The organism is Burkholderia sp. AU45251 (assembly GCF_030482905.1).
GTDB classification, from domain to species: domain Bacteria; phylum Pseudomonadota; class Gammaproteobacteria; order Burkholderiales; family Burkholderiaceae; genus Burkholderia; species Burkholderia aenigmatica.
Map to the genome: position 1 here is coordinate 38,462 of NZ_JAUJQH010000022.1, position 14,761 is coordinate 53,222.

The 14,761-nt window shown below is 64.9% G+C and carries 11 protein-coding genes and 1 tRNA gene; 2 read left to right on the forward strand and 10 right to left on the reverse strand.

Features of this window, described 5'->3' with window-relative positions; all coding sequences use genetic code 11:
- Window positions 1-345: 345 nt before the first annotated feature.
- From QZM67_RS30635 to QZM67_RS30650, 4 genes are all read right to left on the reverse strand, one after another.
- Window positions 346-1,764: a virulence-associated E family protein gene (locus tag QZM67_RS30635; protein ID WP_301809027.1), complete on the reverse strand. Its 1,419-nt coding sequence runs from the start codon at window positions 1,762-1,764 to the stop codon at window positions 346-348.
- Window positions 1,761-2,141 carry a hypothetical protein gene (locus tag QZM67_RS30640; protein ID WP_301809029.1) on the reverse strand — a complete coding sequence of 127 codons (381 nt, stop codon included), beginning with the start codon at window positions 2,139-2,141 and terminating at the stop codon, window positions 1,761-1,763. The genes QZM67_RS30635 and QZM67_RS30640 overlap by 4 nt, the downstream gene beginning before the upstream one ends.
- Window positions 2,138-2,371 (reverse strand): AlpA family transcriptional regulator, encoded by a 234-nt coding sequence (locus QZM67_RS30645; protein ID WP_230944996.1) that lies wholly within the window; start codon window positions 2,369-2,371, stop codon window positions 2,138-2,140. The genes QZM67_RS30640 and QZM67_RS30645 overlap by 4 nt, the downstream gene beginning before the upstream one ends.
- Window positions 2,372-2,576: 205 nt before the next feature.
- Window positions 2,577-3,815 (reverse strand): integrase arm-type DNA-binding domain-containing protein, encoded by a 1,239-nt coding sequence (locus QZM67_RS30650; RefSeq protein ID WP_301809033.1) that lies wholly within the window; start codon window positions 3,813-3,815, stop codon window positions 2,577-2,579.
- A gap of 382 nt (window positions 3,816-4,197) precedes the next feature.
- Between QZM67_RS30650 and QZM67_RS30655 the strand changes: the two genes are divergently transcribed.
- Window positions 4,198-4,274, forward strand: a tRNA-Met gene (locus QZM67_RS30655).
- Between the two features lie 151 nt (window positions 4,275-4,425).
- Here the strand turns inward: QZM67_RS30655 and QZM67_RS30660 are convergent.
- Together QZM67_RS30660 and QZM67_RS30665 are read right to left on the reverse strand one after the other, a co-directional pair.
- On the reverse strand, window positions 4,426-5,913 hold the full coding sequence (locus tag QZM67_RS30660) for a PoNe immunity protein domain-containing protein (protein ID WP_301809034.1): 1,488 nt from the start codon (window positions 5,911-5,913) through the stop codon (window positions 4,426-4,428).
- A gap of 197 nt (window positions 5,914-6,110) precedes the next feature.
- A complete protein-coding gene (locus QZM67_RS30665; protein ID WP_301809036.1) occupies window positions 6,111-6,803 on the reverse strand; it encodes an aspartate/glutamate racemase family protein in 693 nt (230 codons plus the stop codon).
- A gap of 137 nt (window positions 6,804-6,940) precedes the next feature.
- Between QZM67_RS30665 and dinB the strand changes: the two genes are divergently transcribed.
- The gene (gene dinB, locus QZM67_RS30670; protein ID WP_301809038.1) at window positions 6,941-8,104 is read left to right on the forward strand and encodes a DNA polymerase IV; all 1,164 of its coding nucleotides are present in this window, start codon (window positions 6,941-6,943) and stop codon (window positions 8,102-8,104) included.
- A 60-nt stretch (window positions 8,105-8,164) separates the two neighbouring features.
- On the opposite strand, the gene QZM67_RS30675 is transcribed toward dinB, so the two are convergent.
- The 4 genes from QZM67_RS30675 to fixL form a co-directional block, all read right to left on the reverse strand.
- Window positions 8,165-10,252, reverse strand: coding sequence for a M3 family metallopeptidase (locus QZM67_RS30675; RefSeq protein ID WP_301809041.1), 2,088 nt, complete (start codon window positions 10,250-10,252; stop codon window positions 8,165-8,167).
- Between the two features lie 239 nt (window positions 10,253-10,491).
- A complete protein-coding gene (folD, locus tag QZM67_RS30680; RefSeq protein WP_122945796.1) occupies window positions 10,492-11,352 on the reverse strand; it encodes a bifunctional methylenetetrahydrofolate dehydrogenase/methenyltetrahydrofolate cyclohydrolase FolD in 861 nt (286 codons plus the stop codon).
- A gap of 236 nt (window positions 11,353-11,588) precedes the next feature.
- Window positions 11,589-12,227 (reverse strand): oxygen response regulator transcription factor FixJ, encoded by a 639-nt coding sequence (fixJ, locus tag QZM67_RS30685; RefSeq protein WP_043190376.1) that lies wholly within the window; start codon window positions 12,225-12,227, stop codon window positions 11,589-11,591.
- The gene (fixL, locus tag QZM67_RS30690; RefSeq protein WP_301809045.1) at window positions 12,224-14,740 is read right to left on the reverse strand and encodes an oxygen sensor histidine kinase FixL; all 2,517 of its coding nucleotides are present in this window, start codon (window positions 14,738-14,740) and stop codon (window positions 12,224-12,226) included. The genes fixJ and fixL overlap by 4 nt, the downstream gene beginning before the upstream one ends.
- Window positions 14,741-14,761 lie beyond the last annotated feature (21 nt).

The following is a 14,761-nucleotide window of genomic DNA, read 5'->3' on the forward strand; positions in this document are numbered from 1 at the left end:
CAGCACGTCCGGCGCATTGGATGCGAACCGGCGTTCTCGCAACAGCATGCAGGAAAGCTGGCGCGTGTCATCCAGGATGCGGTGTAGCGGGGCGCGTCGCGGCATCTAGACCACTAGACCGCCTAGTCCACATAGACGGCCACTTTCCTATATATCTCCAAACAACATTGTCTAAGTCTTTGAAATAGGTGGTCTAGGTTGTCTAGTGGACTAAAGCCAATATCCACGCGGGTTTCCGCGTAGACCACCATATTCGGACAGGTGGACTACAAAAGCAGGTGAGCCACAACCAGGCGCAAAAAAGCCGCCCAGATGGGCGGCCCTGCTGTCGGTGGTGGTCTGCGGTCAAACGGGGCGGTCATCGCCATCACTGGCGGCGCCGGCATTCACCCAGCCGCGCACCTGCTTGCCTCCACGCATGATCCGCTCTTTGTTGTAGCCGATGGCCTTCAGAATGTTCGTTGCGCGCATCTGCTCATTCTTTCCCTGGCGCGCAACGTCCACACCGATGCCGACCAGCACTTCGGAAACCAGCACTTCGCGATGGCCGATGCACCATTCGGCAATTACCGGCTCCCACGCATCCGTCTCGCGTCGTTCATCGGTCTGCGCCCTGGCAGCATCGGCCGGCACGTCCCACCACGTCGCCCCGGCATTGAATGCCTCGACGGCTTCAGCGAAAAGCTGTTCGCGATTGCTCTGCAGCCATTCGCGGTCGATGTTCGCCACGGTCAGTGGCCAGAAACGGCGCGCACCGGTCGCGTCGCGCAGGTATTCGTGTTCGTTGGTCGTGCCGGCGAATACAACGCGGCGGGGCAGGTTGACGGCACGTTTCGCATACGGCAATCGGCAGCGATCCTGGCACGACGACAGCGCTTGCTTGATCCGAGTCACTTCGGTTTTTCGGAACGCGTCCAGTTCCGCGATTTCGGTCAACCACGTGCCCTGGATGGTCACGAAAAAATCCTTCGTATCCATGCCTTCGGACAGTTCGGAAAAATACTTTCCGCCCAGGATGCCCAGCAGTTTCGACTTGCCAGCGCCCTGCGAGCCTTCGAACACTGGCATGGTGTCCACCTTGCAGCCAGGCACCAGGCCACGCGCAACCATCGACAGAATGAAGTTTCGGCCGATGGCGTTGTGATACTCGTCGTCCGGCGCACCGACAGCGCGCTGCAGCCAGTCATCCAGGCGCGGCGCGCCGTCCCAGCGCAGGGACTGCAGCCAGTCGCGCAGTTCGTCGCGCTGGTCGGCCTGAGCGACGGCGATGGCTGCCTTATCGATCAGCTCATCGCCGAACTTCACCAGGCCGAATTCGCGCTGGAACACCGCCGCAACCAGCAAGCGATCTGCGTCCGTCCACTGGCGTGGCTCGTCGCAGTCCCAGGTGGTGAACATGTCCTGGTGGAACGTGTCGTACCAGATGCGGCCGGCGAAGCGCGGATGCCGTTGCAGCACCGCAATGGCGGCATCCAGGTTCGCATACGGATCGCCGCGCATGTCGGTCGCCAGCGCGATGCCGTGGCGGGCCATCGATTCGACGGCCTCGATGCCATTCCTCGGCTTGGGTATGTTGTCGTTCGCCGGCTGCGCTTTCCGCCTTTCCCGTTGCTCATCTTCCCAGAGCAACAGCCCTTCAGGCTTCGGGGCGCGCGGCGGCTTCGGCTTTTTCTTCGGTTGCGATGCCGGTACTGGTGACGCGGCATCCAGGCCCATGATTTTCCGGAAGGCCGCTTCGGTATTGGCGTTATCCGCAAATGTCATTCTTCCGCCTTACGATCAACCCAGCCAATCTGCCGGAACAGTTCGCGCGCCACTTCCACGTAGACCGCCGGCCAGTATTTGCGGTTCACGCAATCGCGGAAATAACTATCGCCAATGTCCTGGATGCTCGCGCCTTGAAGGACGCGCATTTGCGCGTAGTCCATTGCCCTTCTCGCTGCGGCGTCGCGCGCCTTTTTCTGGGCTTCCAGAATGGCAGCGCCGTTTGCGGCGATCCAGTTCTTAAGCTCGGCCGGCGTCATGGCCCGGATATCGTCCGTCGAATGAGGCGCCGCAACGGCGTCATCTGTCTGTTGCGCCTTTCGCGCGTAGATTTCATGCCACATGGCTTCCCATGCAGCCTTATTGTTTTCGCTCATGCTCGCCCCCGCGCAGCCATACGGGCGGCCATCCAGGATTCAACCTCCGACTCGACCCATGCCGATGCTCGCGGCCCGATCTTGACGGGTTTAGGAAAGTCCGGAAGCGCATATATAGCCGCGCGCGTCAGGCCGCTTTTGTAAATCACTTCATGAATGCGCAGAAAGCGCTGGGGATTTTGCCCCACCATTTTGATAGCTCCGATATAAGTTTGTTTGGATGCACTCAATGCAACATCCTTAGATCGAAGGTTATCCAAAAGCCGAATTCATAGGGATGAATGCAGGGGTCTTGACATAGGCGCATTCCCTTAATGCCATCATTCGGCATCACGCCAACCGCATGGTTATTAACGGGACTTCACGGAAAATATTTTCGTTCTGGCAATCCGGCTCGCAGTGGTACAAAAAAACCCGCACAAGGCGGGGTGTTCGTCAGGCTGCAATGGCGGTTTGGGGTGGTAGCCCATTCAGGTAGTCAGCCCACGCCTGCATCATCTGGCGGCGCTCGTCTGCGTACTGGTGCCGGTTGTACGCGGCGCGCACTTCGTTTTCGGGTGCGTGTGCAAGGCAGCGTTCCACCACATCGGGGTTCGCGTGCAGGCCGTTGAAATGTGTTGAAAAGACGCTTCGGAATCCGTGGACCGTCGCCGCGTCGCCGTAGCCGATACGATTCATTGCGGCGTTGAGCGCGTTTCCGGTCATCGGCGTATGCGCGCGATCACGGTGGGGGAACAGGTATATGCCGTGCCCCGTGAGTTCGTGCAGTTCGCGCAGCAGTGCGACGGCCTGGTGGGATAGGGGCACCCAATGCGCACGCCGCGCCTTTGTGCGCGCGGCAGGCACGTTCCATTCCCCCGCATTCAGGTCAAATTCTGACCAGCACGCGCCGGTCGCCTCTACCTTGCGAACTGCAGTCAGCAGCACAAGCTTCATGGCCGCCCGCGTCTCCGGATTGCAGTTCGACGCATCCAGGGCCGCCAGGAAGCCGGGGATGCGCCCGATATCCATGGCGGCGTGATGCACCTGAGTGCGGCTGCGTGCCTGTGCGCCGCGCCTGGGGCGAGCCGGCGGCATGGGGTTGGCATTCAGCACGCCTGCACCGATGGCGTGTTCGAAAATCTGAAACAGGTATCCGCGCAAGTTGCGCGCGACTTCAGGCGTTTTCTTCTCGACGCGCGCCAGCAGGTCTGCCAGGTCGGCGCGCGTGATGGTCGTGATGCTCTTGTTCTTGAATTCCGGCTCGATGTGCTTGGCGATTTCACGGCTGCGCTGGCTTACCGTTGACGGGGCCAGGTGCTTATCGGCGGCGTCGCGCCAGTCCTGCAGCACGGTCGCGAATGCGCCGCGTTCGGCTTGCTTCTTTTCCTGGGTGGCGCGTTCGCGTTCGTCCTTGCGAGCGTGCACGGGATTGATGCCAGCCGCTACCAGAGCGCAGGCGGCGCGGTGTGCTTCCCTTGCTGCGGCCAGCGTGACGGCGGGATAGGCCCCAATGCTCAACAATCCTTCGCGGCGATGCAGGTGGAATTTGTAGCGCCACAGCTTCGCGCCAGTCGCTTTGACGAGCAGGTGAAGCCCCGGCAGCCCGTTACCGTCGCTCAGTTTGTAGTCCGTTTCGCGAGGCTTCGCAGCCCGCACGGTGGCATCGGACAGGGGATAAGTTTTCTGCTTCATGGAGGGGTGCCCGTTGGCGATACCCCGAACAATACCCTAAAATTTCACCGATACCAAAGGTCGTGCCAACTCTGGGCGCCCGCGACTTTTACGTGAAAAACCCTTGAAAATCAGGGGATTTTGCGTGATTCTCAATGATCCACCGTGACCCGCGATTATCGCCCATGAAGTCACTTTCGATTCCAGGTGGCGATTTTCATGAACGGGAGTGTGCGTGCGGGGTGAATGCGAAGGCCGCCATCTTACCGCGAGCACGCGATGCGAACGCGCGCATCGTGCGGGGCGGGGAGGCGCCGCGCGCCGCTGTTCCGATGAACGGAGAAGAAATTGTGACAAATGTGTTGACGTGAGTGCTCCCTCACCCTATAATTTATTTCTCTGACGCGGGGTGGAGCAGTCTGGCAGCTCGTCGGGCTCATAACCCGAAGGTCGTAGGTTCAAATCCTACCCCCGCAACCAAGCACACCAGACGATGTGCAGCGCAAGTGACCGATGCGCGCTTCGTCGACAAGGACCCGGCCCCGTGCCGGGTTTTTTGTTTTCCGGCGCCGAAACGCGATGCGGCGCGCCGCATGCGCGGGCCCGTGCAGATCTGCCGGGCCCTTTCCGATCAGCGCGTGCCGTCGGGCGCCGCGTCCGGTTGCTTATCGGTATCGCGGCTGCGCGCGAAGTCGACCAGATCCTTCGGATACACCAGCCGATCGCGCAGGCTGCTGTCGTCGAGCGCCAGCAGATAGGCCGCCGCGGCCGCTTCGACGGCCCAATAGCCGAAATAGATTTTTCTGCCTTTGCCCTTCGCACCGACGTCGAGATGCCCGTCGTGCCACGTTGCGTCAAGCATCGCCGGATACCACGTGTCGAGATAGGCGGCGATGTCGTCGATGCTTTCCGCCTTCGTGTCGCGGTAAAAGCTGAAGACGAGCGGACGATACGGGACGTCGTGGTACCACTGGTCGACATCGAAGCGGCCTTCGAACTCGTACGCAAGCAGGTCTTCGTACAGCGTATCGCGGGCGCGATAGGCAGGATCGAACATCGCGGCGATGCGCGGCAGCAGGTCGCGGCGATGCAGCAGGTAACAGAAACCGATCAGTTGCATTACGGTCTCATAGTCTTCGATGCTGTCGAACCACAGTGGCGGCTGGCGATCGTTTTCCTCGTGCGCGCGGCACGCGTCGGTGCAGCGCTCGTAAGCGGCGATCACCGGTTCGAGCGCATCGCGCAGCAGCGTCAGGTCCATGCCGCTCGTGTACATGAGCAGGAAGCGCGGGTAGTAACCGGACACGAGATGGCGTGCGGTCAGCGCCTTCTGTTCGTTTTCGGTGCTGCCCACCGGCGAGATGTTTTCCGACCAGTACGCGACGCGCTCGTCCAGATACGGCTGCAGCCAGTCGAAATAGTCCTCGCTCAGGAATCGCTGGCGCCGCTTCGCACGAAACGCATCGGAGCCGCTGGCGTCGCAGCGCAGGTCGTCGGCCGACAGTCCGCCCGACGCGACGAAATCGTCGTAGGTCGTGTCGCGAGGCGGCTGCTGTCGCGAGAAGTACGCGTGAGACAAGCCGCCGAAGCCGAATCCCCAGACCCAGTCGCCCGGCCCGTTGATCCCGAGCAAATGCCGTACGCCTCGCGCGTCGTTGGCTGCGATGCACGCCTGTATCTGCGTCCAGGTCGCGTGGCAGGATTCGCGCGTGGTCGCGATGAAGTCGTCATCGTCGGACAGCCACGACAACTCGTCGAGATTGGCCGAAAAGCCCGCAGGCTCGCCGTTTTCCGTCAGTCGCGCCGCCTGCTCGCCGAGGTACCGGGCTGCGCCGTCGAGCTGACGTGCCAGCCACGGTGTCTCGCCGCGCCGCGCATGCCGTCCAAGGAAGGTGGAGAGCGTACCCAGCCGCGCCACGGCGGCGTCGGCATCGCTGGTCAGGTTGTCGGTGCCCGCATCGCCGAATACGCGCTGATCGGCGATCGCCGCGCCTCGGGCACCGTCGGCCAGCAGGATGCGCCACAGGGTCGGAAAGTGGTTGCTGGCCTCGGCGACCTGGGTCATGCGCGCGCCGTTGCCCGAGTTGCTCCGAAGATACAGCCATGCGCGATTTCCCATGCGGCGAATCGTCCTGATCAGGTGAGGTAGGGTCGAGGTCGATATCCTAACAAGCGGTTCGGCGCAACGCGTCGCGAACGCTTGGCCGCATGCGTCGAGGTTCGTCCGCCGGCTGGTCGGGAGCGGATCGATCGTGTATGCGGCAGGCCGCGGATTTCAGTGAAGCCGCCGCATCGGTGGCACGTGCCGCGTGCGTGTCAGCGCGCCGCCCACTCGACCGCCGCCTTCGCATGCAGCGCGGTCGTATCGAACACCGGCAGCGGCGAATCGTCCGCGCCGATCAGCAGCGTGATTTCCGTGCAGCCGAGGATCACCGCCTGCGCGCCGCGTTGCGCGAGCGTATCGATGATTCGCACATACGTCGCGCGCGATTCCGGCGAGACGATGCCGTGGCACAGCTCGTCGTAGATGATCCGGTGCGCGTCGTCGCGCCCGCTTTCGTCGGGCACGAGCACGTCGAGGCCGAACTTCTCGCGCAGCCGCTCCGCGTAGAACGGCAACTCCATCGTATAGCGCGTGCCGAGCAGCGCGACGCGCTCGACGCCCGCCTCGCGCAGCGCCGTGCCGGTCGGATCGGCGATATGCAGGAATGGCAGCGTCACCGCGGCTTCGATCGCGTCGTGGACGCGATGCATCGTATTGGTCGTCAGCACGACGAGATCGGCGCCGGCCGCTTCGAGCTGTCGCGCGGCGTCGGCCATCCGTTCGCCGAGCGCGGCCCAGTCGTGCGTGCGTTGCAGCGCTTCGATCTCCGCGAAATCGACCGTGACCAGCACGCTCTTCGCATTGTGGTGGCCGCCGTGCAGCGTCTTCGAATGGCGATTGATCATCCGGTAATACTCGGCCGACGATTCCCAGCTCATTCCGCCGATCAGTCCGATCGTCTTCATCCGTCACCTGTGCGTTTCGTGTATTGCGGCTGACGAGTATAGGCGCCGCTGTCCGCGCCCGGCCGGTACGATCCGCGCAAAGCGGGCCGGTACGGCGCCGCCGGGTATGGCCGCACGCGACAGTTGAAACCGGCACTGTGTTTTTGTACAGTATCGGCACCGTGAACCCGACCATCATTCCGCCTGCCGATCCGCACGCGCCGCCGCCGGGCGACGCGCTGCCGCGCATGCGCAAGATCATCCATTGCGATTGCGACTGCTTCTACGCGTCGGTCGAGATGCGCGACGACCCGTCGCTGCGCAAGCGGCCGCTCGCGGTCGGCGGCCGGCCCGACCAGCGCGGCGTGATCGCGACCTGCAACTACGAGGCGCGGCGCTACGGTGTGCATTCGGCGATGTCGTCGGCGCTGGCGATGCGCAAGTGTCCGGACCTGCTGATCCTGCCGACCGCGATGGACAAGTACCGCGCGGCGTCGCGGCAGATCATGGCGATCTATCGCGACTACACGCCCGACGTCGAGCCGCTGTCCCTCGACGAGGCGTACCTCGACGTCAGCGGGTCCGAGCGGTGCCAGGGCAGTGCGACGCTGATTGCGCGCGAGATCCGCCAGCGCGTGCACGACACGGTCGGCGTGACCGTGTCGGCCGGCGTCGCGCCGAACAAGTTCATCGCGAAGATCGCGTCCGACTGGAACAAGCCCGACGGGCTGTTCGTCGTGCGGCCGCACGAGATCGACACGTTCGTCGCGGCGCTGCCGGTGCGCAAGCTGCACGGCGTCGGCAAGGTGACGGCCACGCGGCTCGACCGGCTCGGCATCCAGACCTGCGCGCAGTTGCGCGACTGGCCGCTGATCGACCTGCACCGCGAATTCGGCGCGTTCGGGCGGCGGTTGTACGAACTGTCGCGCGGGATTGACGAGCGGCCCGTGCAGGCCGATCAGGAGCGCAAGTCGGTCAGCGTCGAGACGACCTACGTGACCGACCTGACGACGCTCGAGCAGTGCGCGGAAGAAATCCGCCGGCTCGTCGTGCAACTCGATGCGCGGATTGTGCGGGCGGGTGCCGCGCGGTCGATCCGCAAGCTGTACGTGAAGATCCGCTTCGCCGATTTCCAGCGCACGACGGTCGAGTGCGTGGCCGACGCGACGAATGCGGACACCGCAGTCACACTGCTCGCGAAGGGGCTGCAACGGCGTGCGCAGGCGGTGCGGCTGCTGGGCGTCGGCGTGCGCATCGACGAAGATACGGCCGAGCGCCACGGGCAGTTTTCGCTGTTCGACGACGCATCGCTCGCGCCATAAAAAAGGCACCGCCGAAGCGGTGCCTTTGCTTACGTGCAGCCGAAAGGGCTGGCGGCGCGCTCAGTGCGCGGGCGCGGCCATCCCGTTGTGGCGCAGCAGCGCGTCGATCTGCGGCTCGCGGCCGCGGAACGCCTTGAACGAATCCATCGCCGGGCGGCTGCCGCCGACCTCGAGGATTTCACGGCGATAGCGCGTGCCGGTCGCCGCGTCGAGCACGCTGCCGCTCGCGGCGGCCGCTTCCTCGAATGCCGCATACGCGTCGGCCGACAGCACCTCGGCCCACTTGTAGCTGTAATAGCCGGCCGCGTAGCCGCCCGCGAAGATGTGGCTGAACGTGTTCGGCCAGCGCGAGAACGCGGCTTGCGGGATCACGTGATAGCGTTCGTTGATCTCGCGCGCGAACGCGGTCACGCCGGTGGCGCCCGCCGGGTCGAAGTCGACGTGCAGCAGCATGTCGAACATCGAGAACACGATCTGGCGCAGCGTGCCGAGCCCGCTCTGGAAATTCTTCGCGGCGATCATCTTGTCGAACAGCTCGCGCGGCAGCGCGGCGCCCGTGTCGATGTGCGACGACATCGACGACAGCACGTCCCATTCCCAGCAGAAGTTTTCCATGAACTGCGACGGCAGCTCGACGGCATCCCATTCGACGCCGTTGATGCCCGACACGCCGAGCTCGTCGACGCGCGTGAGCATGTGGTGCAGCCCGTGGCCGAATTCATGGAACAGCGTGATGACTTCGTCGTGCGTGAAGCACGCGGGCTTGCCGCCGACCGGCGCCGAGAAGTTGCAGGTGAGATAGGCGACGGGCGTTTGCACGCTGCTGCCGCGCTTCGCGCGCGAACGCGCGTCGTCCATCCACGCGCCGCCGCGCTTGCCTTCGCGGGCGTACAGGTCGAGATAGAACTGCGCGACGAGCGAGCCGTCGCGATTCTCGACGCGGAAGAAACGCACGTCCTTGTGCCATACCGGCGCGTCGTCCGGCTTGATCTGCACGCCGAACAGCGTCTCGGTGACGGTAAACAGGCCCTTCAGCGCGGCCGGCTCAGGGAAGTATTGCTTGACCTCGTTTTCCGAAAACGCATAGCGCTGCTGGCGCAGCTTTTCGGCCGCGTATGCCACGTCCCACGGCGCGAGTTCGGCGAGGCCGAGTTCCTTCGCGGCGAACGAGCGCAGCTCGTCCCAGTCCTTGTTCGCGTGCGGGCGCGCGCGCGTCGCGAGATCCTCGAGGAACGTGATCACCTGCTGCGGCGATTCGGCCATCTTCGGTGCGAGCGACACTTCGGCGAAGTTGCGGTAGCCGAGCATCTGCGCCTCTTCGCGGCGCAGCTTCAGCGCATCGGTGACGATTGCCGTGTTGTCCCATTCGGCCTTGCCGTCGCCGTACTGCGGCCCGAGTTCCGATGCGCGCGTCGCGTAGGCGCGGTAGAGCGTTTCGCGCAGCGCGCGGTTGTCGGCGTATTGCAGCACCGGGAAGTACGACGGGAAGTGCAGCGTGAATTTCCAGCCTTCCTTGGCGTCTTTTTGCGCGGCTTCACGGGCGGCCTCGATCGCGTCGCCGGGCAGGCCGGCCAGTTCGGCCTCGTCCTGCACGATGTACGCGTACGCGTTGGTCGCGTCGAGCACGTGATCGGAGAAAGCCTTCGACAGCGCGGCCTGCTGCTCCTGCAGTTCGGCGAAGCGCGGCTTCTGGTCCTCGGGCAGCTCGGCGCCCGACAGGCGGAAATCGCGCAGCGCGTTGTCGAGGATCTTCTTGCGTTCGACGGACAGCGTCGCGTATTCGGCGCTCGCGGCGATCGCCTTGTACTTCTCGTACAGCGCGAGGTTCTGGCCGACGCTCGACCAGAATTCGGTCACGCGCGGCAGGTTCTCGCCGTAGGCGGCCCGCAGTTCGGGCGTATCGGCGACCGCGTTCAGGTGGCCGATGATGCCCCAGGCGCGACCGAGCGGCTCCGTCGCGTGCTCGACCGTCTCGACGATTGCTGCCCAGGTTGCCGGCGTCGCGGCCGCGCTTGCCGTTTCGACCGCGCGGTTGGCGGCATCGAGCAGCGTGTCGAGCGCGGGCGTCACGTGTTCCGGGCGGATCTCGCCGAAGCGGGGCAGGCCCGAGAAATCGAGAAGCGGGTTGGTGTTGGCGCTGGCGGACATAAGACTCCCTGTCTGTTGCCGGATGAACCGGAGTGAAAAGGGTAAGGCGCGCACGGCAACGCGGCGCCCGATATCGACATTATTGGGGCGCATCGCGCGCTTTCCAATCGTTAGTTTCTAACGACGCGATTGACGCAGGGTCGAATGCGGGGTGGGGAGCGCCAGGTGGCGCGACCGGCGCGGTGCGGCCGGCGAGACGCCGGCGCGCGGTTCCGCACGCCGGCTGAACAGGCAGGGGGTTAGGCAGCCGCGTCGGCGGCGCGCTCGGCGGCTTCGATCGTGTTGATCAGCAGCATCGTGATGGTCATCGGGCCGACGCCGCCCGGCACCGGCGTGATGTGGCCGGCCACTTCCTTCACGCCCGCGAAGTCGACGTCGCCGCACAGCTTGCCCGCGTCGTCGCGGTTCATGCCGACGTCGATCACCGTCGCGCCGGGCTTCACCATGTCGGCGGTCAGGATGTTGCGCTTGCCGACCGCGGCAACCACGATGTCGGCCTGCCGCGTGTGCGCGGCGAGGTCGCGTGTCTTGCTGTGGCAGATCGTCACGGTCGCGCCGGCGTCGAGCAGCATCATCGCCATCGGCTTGCCGACGATGTTCGAGCGGCCGATCACGACCGCGTTCGCGCCCTGCAGCGGGATATCGTGCGCCTCGAACATCTTCATCACGCCGTACGGCGTGCACGGGCGGAACAGCGGCTTGCCGGTCATCAGCGCGCCCGCGTTCGCGATGTGGAAGCCGTCGACGTCCTTCTCCGGCGCGATCGCCTCGATCACCTTGTGGCTGTCGATGTGCTTCGGCAGCGGCAGCTGGACGAGGATCCCGTGGATCTTCGGATCACGGTTCAGTTCGTCGATGCGGGCGAGCAGGTCGGCCTCCGACAGCGTGTCCGGGTACGCATCCTTCAGCGAGAAGAAGCCGTTGTCCTCGCACGCCTTGATCTTGTTGCGCACGTAGACTTCGCTGGCCGGGTTGGCGCCGACGAGGATCACCGCGAGGCCGGGCTGGTGGCCGCGCGCGGTCAGTGCGGCGGCGCGTTCGGCGGCCTGGGCGCGCAGGGTCTTCGAGAGGGCGTTGCCGTCGATGAGGAGGGCTGTCATGGTGGTGGGTCCTGCCGGGAAGTTGGAATGCGGGCGTGCGGCGCCCGAGGGGCACCGCAGCAAAGCACGGAATTATACCGTCCGCCTGCCGCCGTCCGACAGCGAATGCACGGGAAGCGTCATGGCTGCGGCGCTCGCGCGCCGGGAAAAACGCCGCCGCGCGAGTGGGCCGCATCGCGCGACGGCGGTGGCACGGCCCGCCGGGCAGGGCTGCCCGGGCCGCGCGGCAAACACGTTCAGGCCTGTTTCTTCGACAGTGCGAGGCGCAGCAGGTCGGCCACCGTGTTGACGTTGAGCTTTTCCATGATGTTCGCGCGGTGCGCTTCGACCGTCTTGATGCTGATGCCGAGATCGTCGGCGATCTGCTTGTTCAGGCGGCCCGCGATGATCCGTTCGAGCACCTGCTGCTCGCGCGCGGTCAGCTTCGACAGGCGTTCGCTCGCGGCACGCTGTTCCTGAACGCTCTTGCTTTCGTTTCGGGCCTTGTCGAGCATCCGCTCGACCAGCTTGCGCAGCTCGGCTTCGTCGAACGGTTTCTCGATAAAGTCCATCGCACCCTTTTTCATCGTCGAGACGGCCATCGGCACGTCGCCGTGACCCGTGACGAAGATGATCGGCAGCGCGGCATTGTCGGCAATCAGGCGTTCCTGCAGTTCGAGGCCGCTCATGCCCGACATCCGGACGTCGAGGATCAGGCACGCGATCTGGCCGGCCTGCTGCGCAGGCTGGTAGGCATCCAGGAACTGCTCGGCGCTCGAGAAGCATTGCACGCGATAGCCGTTCGCCTCCAGCAGCCAACGCAGCGAGTCCCGTACGGCCTCGTCGTCGTCGACGACAAAGACGGTTTCCTGAGTGGTGGTGACAGGGCTATTCATAGTTCTCCCGTAACAGTATGTGATGCCGATGCCTCGCGCCCCCCTTGGCCGAGATCAGCGGGTTCCCCAATGGGCAGGCTGCAGTGGAACGTTGCGCCGGAAATGCGGCCATCCGGCTCGACGTTGTTGACCACCCACAGACGCCCCCGATGCGATTCGATGATCGAACGGCAGATGTTCAGCCCCATGCCCATGCCATCGGACTTGGTGCTGTAAAACGGTTCGAACAGGCGCTCGGCGGTCGCTTCGTCGACGCCCGGGCCCTGGTCGATCACGCGGATGTCGACGAAGCCCGCCTCGATGTCGGCGATGACGCGGATCACGCCGTCCGCCGACGCCGGCTTCACGTCGGCCATGGCCTCGGCCGCGTTCTTCATCAGGTTCACGAGCACCTGCTCGATCAGCACGGGGTCGACATAAATAATAGGCATTCTTGCGAGGATTTCCGTGACGATCCGGATCCTGCGCTTCCTGGCCTCGATTTCGGCGAGCCCGACCGCGTCGGCGACGATGTCCGCGACCCGCGCCGGCTGGCGCTTCGGCTCGCTGCGCTTCACGAATTCGCGGATCCGCTTGACGATCATCCCCGCGCGCAGCGCCTGCTGCGCGGTCTTTTCCAGCGCGGGCTGCAGCGTCTCCGGCGTGCCGCGGCCGCTCTTGACGAGCGCGAGCGTGCCCGAGCAGTAGTTGTTGATCGCGGCGAGCGGCTGGTTCAATTCGTGAGCAATCGACGACGCCATTTCACCCATCGTCATCAATCGGCTCGTGAACTGCAGCTTCTCTTCCTGCTGGTGCGCGAGTTCCTGCGCCTTCTTGCGGGTCGTGATGTCGGTCGCGATCTGCATCTGCGCGAGGTGGCCGTCCACCCACTGGATGTACTGGCGGCGCACCTCGAACCACTTCTGGATGCTCTCGACGTACACCTCCTGCGCATCGGCGGTGCTGCTCGTCAGCGCGGCGGCCGGCAGGCCCGCGAACGCGTCGACCATGTCGATCGAATCGGACGATGCCTGCGCGCGGTCGAAACCGCCGCCCGACAGCTCGAGATGGCCGTCCGGACGAATGCCGAACAGGTGGCGGTAGTAGCGGTTCGCGAACAGCAGCTCGGCCTCGTCGGCGGCCAGCACCGACACCGCGGCGTCGAGGCTTTCGAGCACCGTCGTGAAGCGCTCATGGGCGGCCGCGAGTTCTTCGCGCGCACGCTTCGGCTCGGTGATGTCGGTCATCGACGACATCCAGCCGGTCTGGCGGCCCGAGCTGTCGATCAGCGGCGATACGTACAGGCGCGCATGGAACAGCGTGCCGTTCTTGCGCCGCACGCGCAGCTCGAAGCCCGAGCTCGGCGCCTTGCCGCGCAGCGTCATGTCGAGCTGGCGCTGCATTTCCGGGTAAGCGTCGCGCGGCCAGTACGGGAACGGCGCGACCTTGCCGACGAGGTCGGTCTCGTCCCAGCCCGTCATCCGGCAGAACGCGGGGTTCACGTGCGTGATGCGGCCGTGCATGTCGAGCACGCGCATGCCGATCAGCACCGAGTTTTCCATCGCGCGGCGGAAGAACGCTTCCGCGTACAGCGCCTGCTGCGCCTCGAAACGCTGGCGCGTGTGCTTCCACAGGCTCCAGAGGCTCCACAGCACGAAGCACGACAGGCCTGCCACGAGCCACACGAGCGTGTTGTTGGTCAGGTTCGTGAGCTGCGGGAATGCGTACACGCGCACGGTCAGCCCCTGGCCGGGCGGATCGAGCGGCAGGTCGTAGTGCGAGTCGCGGGGCAGGCGCGGGCGCGTCGACGTGGACGACAGCTCGCGGTTGTTCGCGTCGGTGATCGAGATCTTGTACTTCGACGACAGTTCCTGCGGGATGTCGTGCTTCAGGATGCCTTCGACCGAGAACACCGCGGCGACCGAGCCGAGGTACTCGCGGTCGCCGCGCATCACGGGTGTCTGCAGCGTGATGAAGCCGTTGCCGAAGTCGTCGTAGATCAGCGGCGAATAGGCCTGGCGGCGCGTGCTGCGCGCTTCGTCGTAGGCGCCGCGCACCGCGTCCTGCATCTGCGCTTCGCCGGGCTTGGCGAGCCGCTGGCCGAGCAGCGGCGGATGCACGGTCGGCCAGCGCTGCACGCCGGGCGACGTGTACCAGTTCAGGTAGAGGATTTCCGGGTGCGTCTGCATCACGTCCGCGACGGCCATCTGGAACGCGTTCTGGTCGAGTCGACCGGACGCGAGATCGCGCGACAGTGCCTGGAGCTGTTCCTGCGCACCCGTCATCGACAGGCGGATCTGCTGCTGGGCCCACGCGACGTTACGGAAAAGGGTGTCTTCCTGCTGCTGCTGTTCGCGGCGATTGAGGCTCCACAGGATGAGGCTCATCACCACCAGGAACACGAGAATCGACAGCAGGGGCGTCAGCAAATAGGAATTGGACCACCACGGTCCGTGGTGCCAACGGGACGGCTGCGACTCCGCCGGCGGGCCCGACGGTCGCGCCGAGCGTGCGAAAAGCCGATCGGTCAACATTGGAGGATTGTAGCGCAGCGC

Coding starts and splice junctions, on each gene's coding strand:
- QZM67_RS30660 (WP_301809034.1), bottom strand. CDS start 5,913: ATGGGAAATCGCGCATGGCTGTATCTTCGGAGCAACTCGGGCAACGGC.
- folD (WP_122945796.1), bottom strand. CDS start 11,352: ATGACAGCCCTCCTCATCGACGGCAACGCCCTCTCGAAGACCCTGCGC.
- QZM67_RS30635 (WP_301809027.1), bottom strand. CDS start 1,764: ATGACATTTGCGGATAACGCCAATACCGAAGCGGCCTTCCGGAAAATC.
- QZM67_RS30675 (WP_301809041.1), bottom strand. CDS start 10,252: ATGTCCGCCAGCGCCAACACCAACCCGCTTCTCGATTTCTCGGGCCTG.
- fixL (WP_301809045.1), bottom strand. CDS start 14,740: ATGTTGACCGATCGGCTTTTCGCACGCTCGGCGCGACCGTCGGGCCCG.
- fixJ (WP_043190376.1), bottom strand. CDS start 12,227: ATGAATAGCCCTGTCACCACCACTCAGGAAACCGTCTTTGTCGTCGAC.
- QZM67_RS30650 (WP_301809033.1), bottom strand. CDS start 3,815: ATGAAGCAGAAAACTTATCCCCTGTCCGATGCCACCGTGCGGGCTGCG.
- QZM67_RS30665 (WP_301809036.1), bottom strand. CDS start 6,803: ATGAAGACGATCGGACTGATCGGCGGAATGAGCTGGGAATCGTCGGCC.
- QZM67_RS30640 (WP_301809029.1), bottom strand. CDS start 2,141: ATGAGCGAAAACAATAAGGCTGCATGGGAAGCCATGTGGCATGAAATC.